At 65.9% G+C, this 19,182-nt stretch carries 12 protein-coding genes; 11 read left to right on the top strand and 1 reads right to left on the bottom strand.

The window, feature by feature from the left end; translation table 11 throughout:
* The first annotated feature begins 70 nt into the window (after positions 1 to 70).
* From ABE472_RS07395 to ABE472_RS07350, 10 genes are all read left to right on the top strand, one after another.
* A complete protein-coding gene (locus tag ABE472_RS07395) occupies positions 71 to 370 on the top strand; it encodes a YciI family protein (protein ID WP_346464531.1) in 300 nt (99 codons plus the stop codon).
* A complete protein-coding gene (locus ABE472_RS07390; protein WP_070470362.1) occupies positions 367 to 636 on the top strand; it encodes a BolA family protein in 270 nt (89 codons plus the stop codon). Before ABE472_RS07395 ends, ABE472_RS07390 begins: the two co-directional genes overlap by 4 nt.
* Before the next feature lie 148 nt (positions 637 to 784).
* Positions 785 to 1,816, top strand: a complete 1,032-nt coding sequence (locus tag ABE472_RS07385; protein ID WP_313218863.1) for a LacI family DNA-binding transcriptional regulator — start codon at positions 785 to 787, stop codon at positions 1,814 to 1,816.
* A 96-nt stretch (positions 1,817 to 1,912) separates the two neighbouring features.
* Complete coding sequence (locus tag ABE472_RS07380; RefSeq protein ID WP_346464530.1) at positions 1,913 to 4,972, top strand: TonB-dependent receptor; 3,060 nt, start codon at positions 1,913 to 1,915, stop codon at positions 4,970 to 4,972.
* Positions 4,973 to 5,198: 226 nt separating this feature from the next.
* A complete protein-coding gene (locus ABE472_RS07375; protein WP_121038093.1) occupies positions 5,199 to 6,812 on the top strand; it encodes a glucoamylase family protein in 1,614 nt (537 codons plus the stop codon).
* A 27-nt stretch (positions 6,813 to 6,839) separates the two neighbouring features.
* Positions 6,840 to 8,162: a sugar ABC transporter substrate-binding protein gene (locus ABE472_RS07370; RefSeq protein ID WP_346465995.1), complete on the top strand. Its 1,323-nt coding sequence runs from the start codon at positions 6,840 to 6,842 to the stop codon at positions 8,160 to 8,162.
* Positions 8,159 to 9,040 (top strand): sugar ABC transporter permease, encoded by an 882-nt coding sequence (locus ABE472_RS07365; RefSeq protein ID WP_123730758.1) that lies wholly within the window; start codon positions 8,159 to 8,161, stop codon positions 9,038 to 9,040. The genes ABE472_RS07370 and ABE472_RS07365 overlap by 4 nt, the downstream gene beginning before the upstream one ends.
* Positions 9,037 to 9,873, top strand: a complete 837-nt coding sequence (locus ABE472_RS07360; protein WP_123730759.1) for a carbohydrate ABC transporter permease — start codon at positions 9,037 to 9,039, stop codon at positions 9,871 to 9,873. Before ABE472_RS07365 ends, ABE472_RS07360 begins: the two co-directional genes overlap by 4 nt.
* Positions 9,870 to 13,052 carry a discoidin domain-containing protein gene (locus tag ABE472_RS07355; protein ID WP_346464529.1) on the top strand — a complete coding sequence of 1,061 codons (3,183 nt, stop codon included), beginning with the start codon at positions 9,870 to 9,872 and terminating at the stop codon, positions 13,050 to 13,052. The genes ABE472_RS07360 and ABE472_RS07355 overlap by 4 nt, the downstream gene beginning before the upstream one ends.
* 8 nt (positions 13,053 to 13,060) lie before the next feature.
* Positions 13,061 to 13,924 (top strand): endonuclease/exonuclease/phosphatase family protein, encoded by an 864-nt coding sequence (locus ABE472_RS07350; RefSeq protein ID WP_346465994.1) that lies wholly within the window; start codon positions 13,061 to 13,063, stop codon positions 13,922 to 13,924.
* Positions 13,925 to 14,202: 278 nt separating this feature from the next.
* On the opposite strand, the gene ABE472_RS07345 is transcribed toward ABE472_RS07350, so the two are convergent.
* Entirely contained in the window at positions 14,203 to 17,664 is a 3,462-nt protein-coding gene (locus tag ABE472_RS07345; protein ID WP_346465966.1) for an Rne/Rng family ribonuclease, read from the bottom strand.
* A 442-nt stretch (positions 17,665 to 18,106) separates the two neighbouring features.
* Between ABE472_RS07345 and ABE472_RS07340 the strand changes: the two genes are divergently transcribed.
* Positions 18,107 to 19,045, top strand: coding sequence for an RluA family pseudouridine synthase (locus ABE472_RS07340; RefSeq protein ID WP_019182886.1), 939 nt, complete (start codon positions 18,107 to 18,109; stop codon positions 19,043 to 19,045).
* Positions 19,046 to 19,182: the final 137 nt, after the last annotated feature.

The following is a 19,182-nucleotide window of genomic DNA, read 5'->3' as shown; positions in this document are numbered from 1 at the left end:
TTGCCGCGCCAGTGTCCAGCCAGCCCGCTAGAATGCCCGGGATTGATTCAACAAGACCTCGGAGTTGCCCGTGTGGTATGTGATTGAAGGCTATGACGGCACGGATGTGCTGGCGGCCCGTCTGGCGTCGCGCCCGGCTCACCTGGCCCGGCTGCAGGCCCTGCAGGACGAGGGGCGGCTGCTGCTGGCCGGCCCGTGCCCGGCCATCGACAGCGAAGATCCCGGCCCGGCCGGCTTCAGTGGCAGCGTGGTGATCGCCGCGTTCGATTCGCTGACCCACGCCCAGGACTGGGCCGCCGCCGATCCTTATGTAGAGGTGGGCGTCTATGTTCGCGTCCAGGTGCGTCCGTTCCGCAAGGTCCTGCCGTGAACCGGGTCGAGCGCATCCGCGAGGCGCTGCAGCAGGCACTGGATCCGGAGCTGCTGGAGGTCAAGGACGACAGCCACCGCCACGCCGGCCATGAGGGCGCGCGTGACGGCCGGGGGCACTTCAAGGTGCACGTGGTCAGCGCCGCCTTCGAGGGAAAGCTCCCGCTGGCGCGCCACCGGGCCGTCTATGCGGCCCTGGGGACGATGATGGAGACCGATATCCATGCGTTGTCCATCCGAGCCGAGACACCGGTCAAAAACCGCTGAAACCCTTGTCCCGCCTTGTCCTGGCCAGTCCCGAAAGGGGCCGCCATGGACAGCTTTTGGTTACCGCCGTACGACATGAGGCTAACGTAGTGTTTACATCCGGGTTTGAAAACGCTTACATTCCGCGCCAAGCCCAGATCTCTAAGCCGTGGAGGGCGGCGAAGTGAACAAGGCAGCGATCACTATCAAAGATGTCGCCCGTGAGGCCCGTGTCTCTGTTGCCACGGTCTCGCGCGCACTCAATGGCCATGAAAATGTTGCCGAGCCCGTGCGCAAGCTGGTGCTGGAGGTGGCAGCGCGACTGCGCTACACCCCGCATGCAGCGGCCCGGAGCCTGAGCAGCCGGCGGACCAACACCATTGGCGTGGTGTTGCCCGATCTCTATGGCGAATTCTTTTCCGAACTGATGCGTGGCATCGACGGGGTGGCCCGCGAGCGTCGCCAGCATCTGCTCGTGTCCAGTTACCACGGTGACCAGGAGCAGCAGGGCGCGGCCCTGCGGGCCATGCGCGGCCGTGTCGATGGGTTGCTGGTGCTTTCGCCGTATGCCGAGAGCCCGGGCTTCCTGACCGACAACCTGCCGCAGTCGTTGCCCACGGTGCTGATCAACACGTACCTGCCCGAGCAGGATCATCCGGTGCTGAGCATCGATGACCATGCCGGCGCGATGGCCATGACCCGTCACCTGCTGGACGTCGGGCATCGGCGCATCGCCTTCATTTCCGGTCCGGATCTCAACTACGACGCCCGTGAGCGCCTGCGCGGTTTCCGCGATGCGCTGGCGGCCTTCGGCGATGCTGCCGAAGGGATCGAGTTGCCCGGTGACTTTGACGAAGCTTCCGGCCATCGCGCCGGACAGGAGTTGCTGGCAGCCGGCACGCTGCCCGATGCGGTGTTCGCCGCCAACGACATGATGGCGCTGGGGTGTCTGTATGCGTTCGCGCAGGCAGGTGTCCGTGTGCCGACCGATGTCGCCTTGGCGGGTTTCGATGACATTCCGCTGGCACGTTTCGTTCACCCATCGTTGACAACGATGCAGGTGAGTATCGCCGACCTCGGCGATAAGGCCGCGACGCGCCTGTTGCAGTTGATGGATGGCAACAACACAGAAGGGGCCGGCGACAAGCAGACGCTCGTGCCGACCCTGATCGTGCGTGATTCGAGCAAAGCCAGAACCTAGCAGTAGGTCACGACCGTTGGTCGTGACGCCCTAAAACAACGCACCACATAAAACGACAGGGGCCGCAAAGACGGCCACCACCACCCGGAGAGTTACATGACGTATTCCAATCACCGCAACCGCGCGCCCGCCCGCAGTCTGTTGTCCAGCGCGCTGGTCACCTGCCTGATGCTGGGCGCCGCCCCGAGCGTGATGGCGCAGTCGGCCACCTCGTCGCTGCGCGGCCAGGTCGCCGAGGCTGCCGCCGGCACCGAAGTCACCGCCACCAACGTGGCCAGCGGCACCGTGCGCCGCGCCACCACCCGTGCCGATGGCAGCTACTCGCTGATGGGCCTGGACCCGGGCACCTACAACGTCGTGGCCAATGGCCAGACGCAGAAGGTGACCGTCACCGTGGCCTCGACCGCGACCCTGAACTTCAGCGGCGCGCCGGCCAACGGCAGCACCGCCAACGCCACCAACCTGGACACGGTCAACGTCATTGCACCGACCCTGCTGCAGGAAGTGCGTACCTCCGAAGTGGGCAAGACCGTCAGCCTGCAGCAGATCCAGACCACCCCGCAGGTGTCGCGCAACTTCCTGGAATTCGCCGATGCGGTGCCGGGCCTGATCTTCACCCGTGATGCCAAGGGCAACACCTCCCTGCGTGGCGGTGCCACCAACTCCGACGGCACCAACGTCTACATCGACGGCGTGGGCCAGAAGAGCTACGTCAAGGGCGGCGGCGTGGCCGGCCAGTCCGGCAGCGCCGGCAACCCGTTCCCGCAGCTGGCGATCGGCGAATACAAGGTCATCAGCGGCAACTACAAGGCCGAATACGGCCAGGTGTCGAGCGCGGCCGTGACCGCGGCCACCAAGTCCGGCACCAACGAGTTCAAGGGTGAAACCTTCTACCGTTACACCAACGAAGACATGCGCGCCAAGACCCCGGCCGAGCGTCAGGCTGGCCAGACGAAGGAGGCATCGGCCGAGAAGGAATACGGGTTTGCATTGGGAGGTCCGATCATCCAGGACAAGGCCCACTTCTTCGTGACCTATGAAGCCAAGCGCTTCGACCTGCCGGTCACCATCGCGCCTGACGGCGCGGTCGGCCGTGCTGCCGCCCTGCTGCCGCCGGAAGGCGCCGCCGGTCTCGGCCCGGCCAGCCAGCCGTTCCAGCAGGATCTGATCTTCGCCAAGGTCGACTTCGAGCCGACCGACAACGATCGCATCGAGCTGACCTTCCAGGATCGCGATGAAACCCAGTCGCAGTTCAGCGGCCAGACCGCGCCGGAAGCCGGCCGTGAAGTGGTCAACACCGACCGTCGTTACGCCCTGCGCTGGAACCACAGCGGCGAGCGTTACTACAACGAACTGATGGTCACCCATGAAGATTCGTTCAACAACCCGACCCCGCTGACCCTGGCCAACGGCATCACCTACACCGCACCGGACGGCACCGAAGACCGCACCGTGGTGAAGATCGGTGGCGCATCGGCGCTGGATTCGCAGGTGAAGGGCCAGAAGGGCTGGTCGATCGAAGACAACCTGACCCTGGATGGCATCCAGTGGGCCGGCGATCACACCATCAAGATGGGCGCCAAGTACAAGCAGATCGACCTGTACGCATCTGACGCGGCGCAGATCAACCCGACCTTCACCTACACCCTGGGCGATCCGGACTTCCCGGATTCCATCCCCTACAAGGCGCAGTTCGTCAAGCCGGTGACCGGCGTGTCGGGCGTGTCGGGCGAAGTGCGTTCGAAGTCCAAGCAGATCGGCTTGTTCATCCAGGACGACTGGCAGGTCAACGATCACCTGCAGCTCAACCTCGGCCTGCGCTGGGACTACGAGAAGACCCCGTCGTACCTGGACTTCGTCACCCCGCAGCAGGTGGTCGACGCGATCTACTCGCAGGATCCGCGTGCGGCCGCTGGCCAGACCTACGCCGATTCGCTGGCGCTGGGTGGCCTGAACATCGGCGATTACATCAGCACCGGCAAGAACCGCAAGGCGTTCAAGGATGCCTGGCAGCCGCGCCTGGGCTTCTCGTATGACCTCAACGCCGACGAGCAGCACGTGTTCCACGGTGGTGCCGGTCGTTCGTACGATCGCGACCTGTTCGACAACCTGCAGCTGGAAACCACCAAGCTGGCCCTGCCGCAGCCGACCATCTACTTCCGCAATCCGTCGACCGGCACCTGCATCAACGGTCAGGCCGCCTGCTACGACTGGAACCCGAACCTGCTCAACGGGATCGGCAACCTGCAGACCCTGGTCGGCTCGACCAGCAATGCCGGTCTGGAAGTCGATCTGCTGAACAACAACCTCAAGGTGCCGTACTCGGATCAGTTCAGCTTCGGCATGAGCAACCAGGTGGGTGAGTGGCTGACCGATGCCACCATCTCCCGCACCCTGAGCTACGACGGCTTCGCCTTCACCCTGGGCAACCGTTACCCGACCGGCCAGTTCTTCGATGACCCGCGCCTGTGCGGCGGCACCGACCCGGGCCTGAGCCAGGCCTGGAGCTGCAACGTGCCGGGCTTCGGCAGCCTGATCATCGGTCAGCAGGGCATCAAGACCCGTGCGACCCAGGTCCTGCTGTCGGCGCAGAAGCCGTTCACCCAGGAAAGCGGCTGGGGTACCTCGGTGGCCTACACCTGGACCACCGCGCGCCACAACCGCGACATCAACGAGAAGTACGCGTTCGACCGCGGCCTGATCGAGGATTACCCGACCATCCGTTCCAACGGCGCGCCGCGCCACCGCCTGGTGGTCACCGGTTCGTACGCGGGCTTCTGGGGCATCACCTTCGGTGGCAAGGTCACCCTGGCCACCCCGACTGCCGTCAATGACTGGTACGGCGTGCCGCAGGCCAGTGGCTACAACCTGCCGACCCCGCAGGCCGCGGTGCCCAACGCCAATGGCAAGTTCCTGCTGGGTGGCAAGATCTTCGGCTACCGTTCGGTCGATCTGCAGGCGACGAAGACGTTCAAGATGCCGGGCGAGACCGAGCTGTACGCGCGCATCGACATCATCAACGTGTTCAACTTCGACAACTTCTCCACCTACAACTACGTCAAGACCAACGGCAAGCTGCAGGCCAGCTACAACGAGACCGGCGACATCATCGGTACGCCGCGTCAGGTGAAGGCAGAAGTCGGCTTCCGCTTCTGATGCAACAACGGCCCCGTCTTCGGACGGGGCCGGTTTCATGGCAATGGCTGGCCTTCGGGCCAGTCCATTGTCCAGGCCGGTGCCACGGAGGGTGGCAGCGGCCTGGGCAATGACCCGCGGCTCTGGACCACGCCTGCGTGGTTTTTTAAGGACGCGTTCTGTAAACGATTTCAGGTCATTGGACGTTATGCTTCCCAGTCACGAACAACGCACAAGGAGTTGGCCCATGCAGGCACGCCACCTGTTGACCGCTGCGACGATCAGTCTCGCCGTCGCTGCCTGCCAGCCGCAGGCCCAGCAGGAGCCGGCCAAGCCCAAGCCGCCCGTGATCCTGGTCGAGGCGGATGTGCCGCCGCGGCCGATGAAGCCGGAGCTGCCGCCGCTGTTCGACGATATCGAGCGCCGCACCTTCCAGTTCTTCTGGGATACCACCAACGAGGTCAACGGGCTCAGCCCGGACCGTTACCCGTCGCGCCCGTTCGCCAGCATCGCCTCGGTGGGCTATGCGCTGACCGCCTATCCGATCGGCATCGAGAACGGCTGGGTCAGCCGCAACCAGGCGATCGACCGCACCCTGCTGACGTTGAAATTCTTCCGCGACCTGCCGATGGGCCCGCAGCGCACCGGCAAGGGCGGCTACAAAGGCTTCTACTACCACTTCCTGGACATGCAGGAAGGCCGCCGCTACGACAGCTGGGTGGAACTGTCCAGCGTGGATACCGCGCTGCTGATGATGGGCGTGCTGTTCGCGCAGTCCTATTACGATGGTGACGACGCACGCGAAAAAGAGATCCGCGAGATCGCCGATACGCTGTACAAGCGCGTGGACTGGCCGTGGCTGCAGCAGCGCGCGCCGCTGATCTCGATGGGCTGGTTCCCGGAGAGCGGCTTCATCGACCACGACTGGATGGGCTACAACGAGGCGATGATGGTCTACATCCTCGCGCTCGGCTCGCCGACCCACCCGGTCAGCCCGGACGCCTGGACGGTCTGGACGCGTACCTACGACAACGACTGGGGCGTCTACCAGGGCCAGGAATACCTGTCCTTCGGCCCGCTGTTCGGGCACCAGTACACGCATGTTTGGGTGGACTTCCGCGACATCCAGGATGCCTACATGCGCGAGCGGGGCAGCACCTACTTCCTCAACAGCCGTTCGGCTGCCCTGGCGCAGCGCGAGTACGCGATCGCCAACCCGATGAACTGGAAGGATTACGGCCAGAACGTGTGGGGCCTGACCGCCAGCGATGGCCCGCAGAACACCACCCAGGAATACCGCGGCGAGCAGCGCCAGTTCCGCCATTACTCCTCGCGCGGCGCGGGCCTGCGCGAGAATTTCGATGACGGCACCATCGCGCCGACCGCGGCGATCGCCTCGATCGTGTTCGCGCCGGAAGAAGTCATCCCGGCCGCGGTGGAGATGCACAAGCGCTACGGCGACTACATCTATTCCAGCTACGGCTTCCTGGATTCGTTCAACCCGAGTTTCAACTACGACATTCCGATCAAGACCGGTCGCCTGGTGCCGGATCGCGGCTGGGTGGCCAGCGATTACATCGGTATCGACCAGGGCCCGATCCTGACCATGATCGCCAACTACCGGAACGATTTCGTCTGGGATGTGATGAAGAAGAACGCCCATATCCGCAAGGGTCTGGAGCGTGCCGGCTTCAGCGGTGGCTGGTTGACCCCGGAAGGCGAGGATCAGCCGATGGAACTGCAGAAAGATGAAAAGGCGGCCTCGGCCCGCTCGGTCGGCATCGCCGAATCGCGCGCGGCGGCCGCCCAGGAACAGAAGAACAATTCCAATTCGAACCGCAACCAGCAGCAGGGGAAGTAAGCAGTGCCATTGTCGTCGCGCCCGAAGCTGGGGTTGAGTCTGTTGCTGCTGATTGCCGGCAGTCTGTTGTTGAGTGCCTGCCGGAAAGAACCGGAAGGGGTCACCGTGCGTTTCTGGGCGATGGGCCGCGAGGCCGAAGTCGTCACCGGCCTGGTCCGTGAGTTCGAAGCGGAAAATCCCGGCATCCATGTCGATGTGCAGAACATCCCGTGGACGGCCGCGCATGAAAAGCTGCTGACCGCGTTCGCCGCCGAAGGGCTGCCGGACGTGTGCCAGCTGGGCAATACCTGGATCCCCGAGTTCGCCGAACTCAATACCCTGACCCCGCTGCAGCCCTACGTGGCGCAGTCCAAGGTGGTGGACCCGGCCGACTACTTCCAGGGCATCTGGGATACCAACGTCATCCACGACGAACTGGTCGGGGTGCCGTGGTACGTGGATACGCGCCTGCTGTATTACCGCAAGGACTTGCTTGCCAAGGCCGGCTACGACCACCCGCCGCGCAGCTGGGCCGAGTGGAACGAGATGATGGCGGCGATCAAGGCCATGCAGGGCCCGAACCGCTACGCGGTACTGATGCCGATCAACGAGTTCGAGCAGCAGCTGTCCTTCGCGCTGCAGCAGCCCGATCCGTTGCTGCGCGATGAAGACACCCGTGGCAATTTCAGCAGCCCGGGCTTCCGCAGGACGCTGGGCTTCTACGAGAACATGTTCGCGCAGGGCTGGGCCCCGCGCATGTCCGAGACGCAGATCTCCAACGTCTGGGACGAGTTCTTCCGCGGCTTCAATGTGTTCTACGTGTCCGGCCCCTGGAACATCCGCGAGTTCAAGAAGCTGCAGCCCAAGGAACTGGAAGGGCAGTGGGGCACCGCCGCACTGCCGGGTCCGGATGGCCCGGGCGCGGGCATCGCCGGCGGGACCAGCCTGGTGATCTTCCGCGATTCGAAGCAGAAAGAAGCCTCGTGGAAACTGATCGAGTTCCTGTCGCGCCCGGCGATCCAGGAGCGCTTCCATTCGATCATCGGCGACCTGCCGCCGCGGCGCAGCACCTGGGAATACCCCTCGCTGGCCAACGACCCATTGGCGCAGCCGTTCCGCGACCAGCTCGAGCGGGTCAAGCCGACCCCGAAGGTGCTGGAGTGGGAGCGGATCGCCCAGGAAATGCGGATCACCACCGAACAGGTGGTGCGTGGTGGCCTAGACCAGGATCAAGCAGTGAAAGAGCTGGACGAACGCGTGGACAAGGTCCTCGCCAAACGCCGCTGGATGCATGAGCAGCACCGGCAGGAATCCTCCGGGGCGAGCGACACGGCGCACTCCAGTGCGGTGGCCACGGAGGCGGCACCATGAAGCAGCGTTCGCTTGCCGGCTGGATGTTCGCCGGTCCGGCCATTCTGGTCATTGCGGTGTTCTTCGGCCTGCCGGTGTTCTCGGCGCTGGCGCTGAGCATCACCGATTTCGATCTGTACGCACTGGCCGACGGTGACAACCTGCGCTTCGTCGGCCTGGGCAACTACATCGATCTGCTGCAGACCCCGATGTTCTGGAAGTCGCTGTGGAATACCACGTACTTCGTGATCGTCGGTGTGCCGCTGTCGATCGCGGTGTCGTTGGGTGCGGCGATCCTGCTCAATGCACCGGCCGCCCGTTTCAAAGCGTTGTTCCGTACCGCGCTGTTCGCTCCGGTGGTGACCACCCTGGTCGCGGTGGCGGTGATCTGGCGTTACCTGTTCCATACCAGCTACGGCCTGGTGAACTACGGCCTGGGCCATCTGGGCATCAGCCCGATCGACTGGCTGGGCGACCCGAACTGGGCGATGCCGACCATCATGCTGTTCGCGGTGTGGAAGAACTTCGGCTACAACATGGTGATCTTCCTGGCCGGCCTGCAGGCGATTCCGCATGACCTGTACGAGGCCGCGCGTATCGACGGTGCCTCGCGCTGGAAGCAGTTCCTGCACATCACCCTGCCGATGCTCGGCCCGGTGCTGCTGGTAGTCGGCGTGATCACGGTGTCCGGCTACTTCCAGCTGTTTGCAGAGCCCTACGTGATGACGCGTGGCGACCCACTGCAGAGCACCGTCAGCGTGCTGTATTTCATGTTTGAAGAAGGCTTCAAGTGGTGGAACCTGGGGCGCGCCTCCGCGGTGGCGTTCCTGCTGTTCCTGATCATCCTGGGCGTGACCAGCATCATGCTGCGTTTCGGCCGCAAGAGGCAGTTGGTATGAGTCGTGAAATCGGTCAATCGCGCTGGCATGCCTGGTGGGTCAATGGTGGCCTGGTGGTGCTGGCGGTCCTGAGCCTGGCGCCGCTGTTGTGGATGCTGTCGGTGTCGTTCATGCCGACCGGCGAAGCGGCGCATTTTCCGCCGCCGCTGCTGCCGTCCTCGCTGACCACCGCGAACTACCATGAGTTGTTCGCGCGCACCGGCATGGCCAACAACTTCGTCAACAGCCTGATGGTGTCGCTGGCCATCACCTTCGGCTCGCTGCTGCTCAACACCATGGCCGGCTATGCGTTCGCCAAGCTGCGCTTTGCCGGCCGCGAGCGCATCTTCCAGCTGCTGCTGGCCGCGCTGGTGATCCCGGCGCAGGTGGCGATGCTGCCGCTGTTCCTGCTGATGAAGCAGCTGGGCCTGGTCAACAACTTCGGTGGCGTGATCGTGCCGGCGCTGGCGACGGTGTTCGGCATCTTCCTGGTCCGCCAGTACGCCCGTTCGATCCCGGACGAGCTGCTCGAAGCGGCCCGCATCGACGGGGCAGGGGAGCTGCGGATCTTCTTCCAGATCGTGCTGCCGATGCTCAAGCCGGTTTTGGTGACCCTGTCGATCTTCACCTTCATGGCTGCCTGGAACGATTTCATGTGGCCCTTGATCGTGTTGACCGACCAGGAGCACTACACTCTCCCGGTGGCCCTGGCCACGCTCTCGCGCGAGCACATCATGGACGTTGAAATGATGATGGCCGGCGCGGTGGTCACGGTGGTTCCGGTGCTGCTGCTGTTCCTGGCATTGCAGCGTTATTACATCCAAGGTCTGTTGCTGGGGAGTGTCAAAGGGTGAAGCATGCCGTCGTCGCGGTGGGTCTGGGTCTGGTCTGGTCACTGGCGGCCTCAGCCGCACCGCCGGCGACGCCGGTGTTGCCCGCACCCAAGGTGCTGGACAGCTTCGATGACATGTCGCCGTGGAAGCTGGTCGTCTCCGACCAGGTCAGCGGCTCGCTGCGCAGCGTGGCCGGTAGTGGGGGTGGCCGCGCGCTGTGCGTGGATTACGACTTCCACAACGTGTCCGGCTATGTCGGCATCCGCCGCGAGCTGGGCATCCAGTACCCGGAGAATTACCAGTTCGGCTTCCAGCTGCGCGGCGATTCCCCTGCCAACGATCTGCAGTTCAAGCTGATCGACGCCAGCGGCGACAACGTGTGGTGGGTCAACCGCCCCGGCTATGCGTTCCCCAAAACCTGGACGCCGGTGCAGTACCGCAAGCGCCAGATCGACAAGGCCTGGGGCCCGGAGACCGACAAGACGCTCAAGCGCAGCGCGGCCGTGGAATTCACGATCTACAGCAAGGTCGGCGGCAAGGGCACGGTCTGTTTCGACCGGCTCACGCTGCAGGGACTGCCGCCGGCCGATACGTCTTCACTGAGCCCGTCGGTGATCGCCGATACCGCCACCGCGCTGCAGAACCGCATCGTCGATGGCAAGCCGGACACGGTCTGGATCAGCGGCGGCGTGGCCGAACAGACCATCAGCCTGGACCTGCACAAGGTGCGCGAGTTTGGCGGGGCGGTGATCGAATGGCTGCCCGGACTGGAGGCCACCCGCTACGTGGTGCGTTCCTCGGCCGATGGGCGCAGCTGGAATACGCTGCGTGAGGTGACCGCCGGCGGCGGTGGCCGCGACTGGCTGGCGCTGCCGGATACGGACGCGCGCTATCTGCGCTTCGACCTCAAGGGCGGCCCGAGCTGGCGCTATGGTATCCGCGATATCACGCTCAAGCCGCTCGAGTTCGCCGATACCCCGAATGATTTCGTCCGTTCGGTCGGTGCCGACCTGCCGCGCGGTTCGGTGCCGCGCGGCTTCACCGGCGAGCAGCCGTACTGGACGCTGCTGGGTCTGGATGGCGGCCGCGAGCAGGCCCTGATCGGCGAAGACGGTGCGCTGGAAGTGGCCAAGGCCAGCTTCAGCGTCGAACCGTTCGTGCTGGTGGACAACAAACTGCTGAGCTGGGCCGACGTCAAGACCGACCAGTCGCTGCAGGACGATTACCTGCCGATCGCCAACGTCGGCTGGACCCACGACAAGGCTGGCCTGCAGGTGACCGGCTTCGTGCAGGGCACGCCGGACAACGCGCAGCTGGTCGGTCGTTACACCCTGCGCAACCCCGACAAGGTCGCCCACGAGTACACCCTGGCCCTGGCCGTGCGCCCGTGGCAGGTGAACCCGCCGACCCAGTTCCTCAACACCGTCGGCGGCGTCAGCCCGATCAACAACCTGTCCTTCGACCCGACCCATGTCGACGTCAACGGCACGCCGCGCCTGTACCCGGCACAGGCACCGGACGCGGCCTTCGCCACCGCGTTCGACAGCAAGTTCGACGTGGTCCACCTGGCCAGCGGCAAGCTGCCGGGCACCACCGAAGTGAAGGACAGCACCGGCCTGGCCTCGGGCGCGCTGCTGTACCGCTGGAAGCTGGAGCCTGGCCAGAGCCGCGAGGTCGCCATCGTGCTGCCGCAGACCGGCAACTGGGTGATGCCCAAGGCCTTCGATGCGGCCAAGGCGCAGCAGCAGGTCGCCTCGATGTGGCGGACCAAGCTGGACCAGGTGACGCTGCAGGTCCCGGCGGCCGGCAAGCCGCTGGCCGATACGCTGCGCACCGCGCTGGCGCACATGCTGATCTCGCGCATCGGCCCCAGCCTGCAGCCGGGCACGCGTTCCTATTCGCGCAGCTGGATCCGCGATGGCGCAATGATCTCCGAAGGGCTTCTGCGCATGGGCCGCAGCGATGCGGTGCGGCAGTACGTGAACTGGTATGCGCCGTATCAGTTCGACAATGGCAAGGTGCCGTGCTGCGTCGATTCGCGCGGCAGCGATCCGGTGCCGGAGAACGACAGCCATGGCGAGCTCATTTTCAACATCGCCGAGTACTGGCGCTACACCGGTGACACCACCTTCCTGGAGGTGATGTGGCCGCACGTGCAGGGCGCCTACCAGTACATGGAGCAGTTGCGCCTGAGCGAACGCACCGAAGAAAATCGGGCGCGCAACCCCGCCTTCTACGGGATGATGCCGGTCTCGATCAGCCACGAAGGCTATTCGGCCAAGCCGATGCATTCGTACTGGGACAACTTCTGGGCGCTGCGCGGCTACAAGGACGCGGCGATCATCGCCAGCACGCTCGGCAAGGCCGAAGCGATGCAGATCAGTGAGTCGCGCGATCAGTTCCGTGACGACCTGCAGGCTTCGCTGCTGGCGGCGACCGCGCAGCACAAGATCGACTACCTGCCCGGCTCGGCCGAGCTGGGTGATTTCGATGCCACATCGACCACCATCGCACTGGCGCCGGCCGGTGAGCAGGGGCGCCTGCCGCAGCCCTACCTGAACAACACGTTCGAGCGCTACTGGAGCGAGTTCGAAGCGCGCCGCGATGGCAAGCGCGAGTGGAAGGACTACACCCCGTACGAGTGGCGCAACGTGGCCGCCTTCGTGCGCCTGGGCTGGCGCGACCGCGCCTGGCAGGCGACCGAGTTCTTCTTCAAGGACCGTGCACCGCAGCCGTGGAACCAGTGGGCCGAAGTGGTCTCGCGCACGCCGCGCAAACCGTTCTTCCTGGGGGACCTGCCCCATGCGTGGGTGGCCTCGGACTTCGTGCGTTCGGCATTGGACATGTTCGCCTACAGCCGCGATATCGACGACAGCCTGGTGCTGGCCGCGGGCGTGCCGTCGCGCTGGCTGGAAGGCAAGGGGGTCGGCGTGCAGGGCCTGCGCACCCCGAACGGGCAGCTCAACTACGCGCTGATCCGCAACGACAAGCAGCTCACCCTGACCGTGTCGGCCGGCCTGGTGCCGCCGGTCGGTGGCGTGGTGCTGCCCTGGCCGTACAGCGGCGAGCCGGGCGCCACCACCGTCAATGGTGAGCCGGCGGAATGGGTGGGCGGCGAACTGCGCGTGATGCAGGTGCCGGCCAAGGTCGAGATCGAGATTCCGGCGTCGGTACGCCGGGCGGAACGCAAGGCACCGTAATGAGGAAGATGATGATGCGCGGCCTGCTGGCCGCGGTGCTGGCGTCCGCGCCCCTGGTTGCGCCGGCGCAGAGCGCCGTGGCGGCACCCGCGCAGGAGATGACCATGGTCACCTTCAATCTTCACCACGATCGCGAGAACTGGCCGGCCCGCCGCCAGGTGATCCTGCGTGAACTGCAGGCACTGCAGCCCGATGCGATCGCGCTGCAGGAAGTGATCCAGAAACCCCATGTGCGTAACCAGGCCGCATGGTTGGCGCGCAAGCTGGGCTATGAGTATCAGTTCGTCTCGACCGATCCGCCGGGGCGTTTCAAACGTTACGGCAATGCCCTCCTGACCCGGCGGCCGGTGCTGTCGCGCAACGACCATCTGCTGGCGCCGCTGGGCGATTACCGCACCGTGGCGCATCTGCGCATCGATGTGGAGGGTCGCCCGGTCAACGTCTACGCAACGCACTTGAATGAGCGTTCGGACGAGGTGGGCAGCCGCATCCGTGGAGAGCAGGTGGCGGATCTGCTGGCCTTCGTCGCGCAGAGCGCAGGTGACGCGCCGGTGGTCGTGGCGGGGGACTTCAATGCACTGGTGGATGCCGGTGACCTGAGCGAGCTGCGCAACCACTACGGGGACAGCTACGGCAGCGTGCACGTCAACAACGAACTGGCCCAGGTCAGCACGCTCAACCGGCACTACTACGACGCGCCCTCGCGCATCGACCACATCTTCTTCCAGCAGGATCGACTGCTCGCCCGTGAGGCGAAGATCCTGTTCGACCAACCGTACGCAGACGGCCGCTGGGCGTCGGATCATTACGGCGTGTGGACCCGGCTGCAGTTCGCGCCGGGCACCGGAAACGCCGGCGCGACGACGCCCTGAGGTGCGCGCCGCGTCGTCGGTGACGGCGTAGCACGCAAACGGCCGCATCCACGCATGGCGTGGATCTGCATTTGATGTATCCCGTGCAGGATCCACGCGTGGCGTGGGTCTACCCTTGTTGCGTCCGATGGCGTGTGTAGATCCACGCCATGCGTGGATTGCTCTCAGTGCCGCCCTCATGACCGCGTGACGCACGCCGCTTGCTGCGCCATCCAACAACCCAAACGCAGACAGCGGCCCGAAGGCCGCTGTCTGTTTGTTGCGTCAGTCACTCAGGATCAGAGCGTGTCTTTCTTTTCCTGGTCGGCCTTGTCGCCTTCCTCGGCCTGCGGGGCATCGGTCGGGATGTCCTCGCGGGCTTCGGCCTGCGCGGCCTGTTCGGCAGCGTTGGTCGCCGCCGGGGTTTCGCTGGCGGCCGAACCGAACAGCTGACCGTTGTGCACGACCGGGCCTGCCGGGGCCGATTCGGTGCGGGCCTGCGGGGCTGCCGGCTGTGCCGGGGCCTGGGTCGCATCCACGGCATCCAGCATGCTGGTCTGCACCGGTGCGACGGTCGGCTCTTTCACTTCCTGCGGGGTGGTCTCAACGACCGGAGCCGCCGGAGCAGCGACCGGAGCCGGAGCCGCCGGAGCAGCAACCGGAGCCGGAGCCGCCGGAGCAGCAACCGGGGCCGGCGCCGCCGGAGCAGCGACCGGGGCTGGGGCCGCCGGAGCAGCAACCGGGGCCGGCGCCACTGGAGCAGCGACCGGCGCCGGAGCCGCGACCGGAGCCGGCGCCACCGGAGCAGCGACCGGGGCCGGGGCTGCCGGAGCAGCGACCGGTTCAACCGGACGCGCGGCTTCCACCGGCGCAGCCGGCCGGGCAGCGGCGGGGGTCGGCTTCGGGCTTTCCACGAACGGCACCGGGTCGTTGTAGGAGGCCGGGGCCTTCTCGGCGACCGGCTCGACGGCCGGGGAAGCAGCCTTCTCGACGACCGGGGTCGGGGCCTTGTCGGCCACCGGTGCCGGGGTCGGCTCGGCATGACCCGCGGTCACGACCGGGCTGCTGACCACGGCGACCGGAGCGGCGGCAGCCACTGCCGCCACCGGGGCCGGGCGCGGGGCCTGGACCGGCGCAGGCGCGGCGGCCGGCGCGTTGCCGGATTCGTCGTCGAACTCGAACTCCGGCTGCGGCTGACCGTTGTTGGCGACCTGGCGCTCGGCCGGGGCGGCGGTATCGCCGTCCTGATCGCCGTCCTGGTCGTCGCCCTCGTCATCCAGACCGTTGTCGTCACCGTTCAGGCCATCGCTGCCGGCAGCCTGCTCACCATTGCCACGACGACGACGGCGGCCACCGCGACGGCCGCGACGACGACGCGAAGCGCCTTCACCGGTACCGTCTTCGGCATTGGCCGGCGCGTCACCCTGTTCGGTGGCGTCGGTGTCGCCCAGCTGTGCGTCCTCGGCCGGAGCGGCCTTGGCCGTTTCCTGGACGTGGGCGGCCGGCGCGGCGGCATCGGTGGCGACCACGGCAGCCGCAGCGATCACGGCGGCGTCGGCAGCGACCGGTGCAGTGGTGGTCGGCTTCGGTGCATCGGCCTGTGGCTGACGCGCGGGCTTCTCGCTCACGGCCGGCTTGTCGCCGTCGTTCTGCTGCGGCTTGGCCTGGCCGTTCTGGCCCTGCTTCTGCTTCAGCTTCGGCTGCTGCTGGTCATTGCGCGCTTCATTGCGCGGCTTGGCCGGCTGCTGCTCGTTGCGCGGCTTGCCCTGGGCGGGTGCCTGCACCTGTGCCGCATTGCCGTTGGCCGGTGCGGCGGTGTCCTGGCGGCGCTCGTCGCGACGCTCGCCCTTCGGGCCGCGTTCGCCGCGCTCACCACGGTCCTTGCCACGGCCCTGAGCCTGCGCATTGCCGTTGCCACCACGCTCGCCACGCTCATCGCGGCGACCGTTGCGGTCCTTGCCGTTGCGGTCCTTGTTGCGACCGTTGCGGTTGCCGTCCTGGCCCGGGCGGTTGCCCGGCTGCGGTGCGGCGGCCGGGGCCGGTTCGCCACCGAAGATGCGCTTGAGCCAACCCACCACGCCGGTTGCCGCCGGGGCGGCCACGGGGGTGGCGACCGGGGCCGGTGCGGCTTCCGGTTCCGGCGCTTCACGCACCGGGGCTGGCTGGCTGTGCTTGACCTGGGTCACCACCGGGGCGACCGGGATGTTCAGCTGGGCCTTGGTCAGCGCGTGCACCGGCAGCTTGCGCGGGGTGCCGCGCTGGTAGCTCGGCTTGCCGCTTTCTTCGCCCAGCTCGTTCTCACGCAGGCGGGTCACTTCGTAATGCGGGGTGTGCAGCTGCTCGTCGGCGACGATCACGATCGGCGCGTCATGGCGCTGTTCGATCTCGCGCAGCGCGCTGCGCTTTTCGTTGAGCAGGTAGTTGGCGATCTCGACCGGGGCCTGGACCAGCACCTGCCCGGTGTTCTCCTTCATCGCATGCTCTTCAGCCACGCGGATGATCGACAGCGACAGCGACTCGACGCTGCGCATGCGGCCATGGCCGTCGCAACGCGGGCAGACGATCTGGCTGGATTCGCCCAGGCTCGGACGCAGGCGCTGGCGGCTCATTTCCATCAGGCCGAAGCGCGAGATGCGGCCCAGCTGCACGCGCGCACGGTCGTACTTGAGCGCGTTCTGCAGGCGGTTCTCGACTTCGCGCTGGTGCTTGTTGGAGGCCATGTCGATGAAATCGATGACCACCAGGCCACCCAGATCGCGCAGGCGCAGCTGGCGGGCCACTTCTTCGGCCGCTTCCAGGTTGGTCTGGAAGGCGGTGTCCTCGATGTCGCTGCCCTTGGTGGCGCGCGAGGAGTTGACGTCGATGGCGGTCAGCGCTTCGGTCTGGTCGACCACGATCGAGCCGCCCGACGGCAGGCGGACGTTACGTTCATACGCGCCTTCGATCTGCGATTCGATCTGGAAGCGGTTGAACAGCGGGATGTCGTCCTTGTAATGCTTGAGCTTGCGCAGGGTCTGCGGCATCACCTGCTGCATGAACTCCTGGGCGGTCTCGTACAGCTCTTCGGTGTCCACCAGGATCTCGCCGACATCGGCGCGCAGGTAGTCACGCAGGGCGCGCACGATCAGGCGCGATTCCTGGTAGATCAGGAACGAGGCCGGCTTGGTCAGCGCCGCTTCGGCGATCGACTTCCAGACCTGCAGCAGGTAATCCAGATCCCACTGCAGCTCTTCGGCATCGCGGCCGACGCCGGCGGTGCGGATGATCACGCCCATGTCGTCGGGGATGTTCAGCTTGTCCAGCGCTTCCTTCAGCGCGGCGCGGTCTTCGCCCTCGATGCGACGCGAGACGCCACCGGCGCTCGGCGAGTTCGGCATCAGGACCATGTAACGGCCGGCCAGCGAGATGAACGTGGTCAGGGCAGCGCCCTTGTTGCCGCGCTCTTCCTTGTCCACCTGGACCACGACTTCCTGGCCCTCACGCAGCAGCTCGCGGATGCCGGCCTTGTTGTGGTCGACGCCGGCCTGGAAGTAATCGCGGGAGATTTCCTTCAGCGGCAGGAAGCCATGGCGCTCGCCGCCGTATTCGACGAAAGCGGCCTCCAGCGAAGGCTCAAGGCGCGTGATGCGGCCCTTGTAGATGTTCGACTTCTTCTGTTCCTTGGACGGCTGTTCGATGTCGATGTCGTACAGCGTCTGGCCATCCACGATGGCTACCCGCAGCTCTTCAGCCTGCGTGGCATTGATCAGCATTCGCTTCATTCTTGCGTTCCTCGCGCGCTGCTACCGCGCGGAACGCCATGGGGTTTCGCTTCTGGTCACGCTTCACCGCCCATCGCGCATGCGCGGGGAGGGCGGTTTGGGTTTCCAGCGCTACAACACCACGGCAGGCCGCGGGAGCGCTTCATTTGTTTTGGTTTGGGTGTAACGGGGCCGGAGGCAGCTTTCAGCCAGGCTGGAGCGCCACAGGGACATGTTCAGCGCGAATGCGTGTCAGACATCCGGCGATGGCCGGGACCGCCGGTGAGCCGCTAACATGGCCGCCCCGGGGGCGGTGGCTGCGCACTGTGCCGGAATCGCGGGAAGTCGGGCTTCTGGCCCAGAACAACTTCCAACGAAATCAATCCCTTATCTCGCCCGCCGAGTGTAACAGAATAAAAGGCCAATGACCGTTACCGAGCCCACCCCCAAAGCCGCTGAAGCCATGACCAGCGTACGTATCATCACTGTCCCGGCCGACCGCGCCGGGCAACGCCTGGACAACTTCCTGCTCGGCCAGCTCAAGGGTGCACCGCGCAGCCTGATCTACAAGCTTGTCCGCAGTGGCCAGGTCCGCGTCAATGGCGGCCGCGCCAAGGCCGAGCGCAAGCTCGAGGGCGGCGACGAAGTCCGGGTCCCGCCGGTCCGTCTCAACGAGGAAGGCGACAAGGCCGGTCCGCCCGCGGCGTTCATGAAAAGGCTGGAAGATGCCATCGTGTTCGAAGACGATCGGCTGCTGGCCCTGAACAAACCGTCGGGCGTGGCCAGCCACGGCGGCAGCGGCATCAGCTTCGGCGCCATCGAAACGCTGCGTGCCCTGCGCCCGGGCAAGACCCTGGAGCTGGTGCATCGGCTGGACCGGGATACCTCGGGCCTGCTGATCGTGGCCAAGAAGCGCTCGGCGCTGAGCGAGCTGCAGGCACTGCTGCGCGAAGACCACGGCGCCGGCATCCGCAAGCGCTACCTGACCCTGCTGGCCGGCCGCATGCCCGATGGCACGATGACCGTGGATGCCCCGCTGCACGTGGGTCTGCGCCAGGGCGGCGAGCGCCACGTGCAGGTCAATCCGATCGGCAAGGAATCGATCAGCCACTTCAAGGTGCTGGAGCGCAAGGGTGGGCATTCGTACTGCGAGGTCCGCATCGAAACCGGCCGTACCCACCAGATCCGCGTGCATGCCCAGCATCTGGGTCACCCGGTGGCCGGTGACGACAAGTACGGCGATCCGGACGTCAACAAGCGGCTTCGTGAGCAGATCGGCCTGAAACGACTGTTCCTGCACGCCGCCTCGCTGGAGTTCGCGCTGGATGCAGGCAAGACGCCGTATCTGATCAATGCACCGCTGGCCGAGGAGCTGGTCGAGGTGTTGAACCGGTTGAAGTAAAGCCGGATCTGCCCGGCTACCCCCGCCCGCATCGGTAGTGCCGGCCGCTGGCCGGCTCTGCACCATCTCGATCGACACGTGTCGGTAGTGCCGGCCGCTGGCCGGCTCTGCACAGTGTCGATCGGCATGTGGAGGAG

Source organism: Stenotrophomonas sp. TWI809 (assembly GCF_039673205.1).
Classification (GTDB): domain Bacteria; phylum Pseudomonadota; class Gammaproteobacteria; order Xanthomonadales; family Xanthomonadaceae; genus Stenotrophomonas.
Note: the sequence above shows the minus strand (reverse complement) of the source record. Positions and strands in the feature narration are given on the sequence as shown.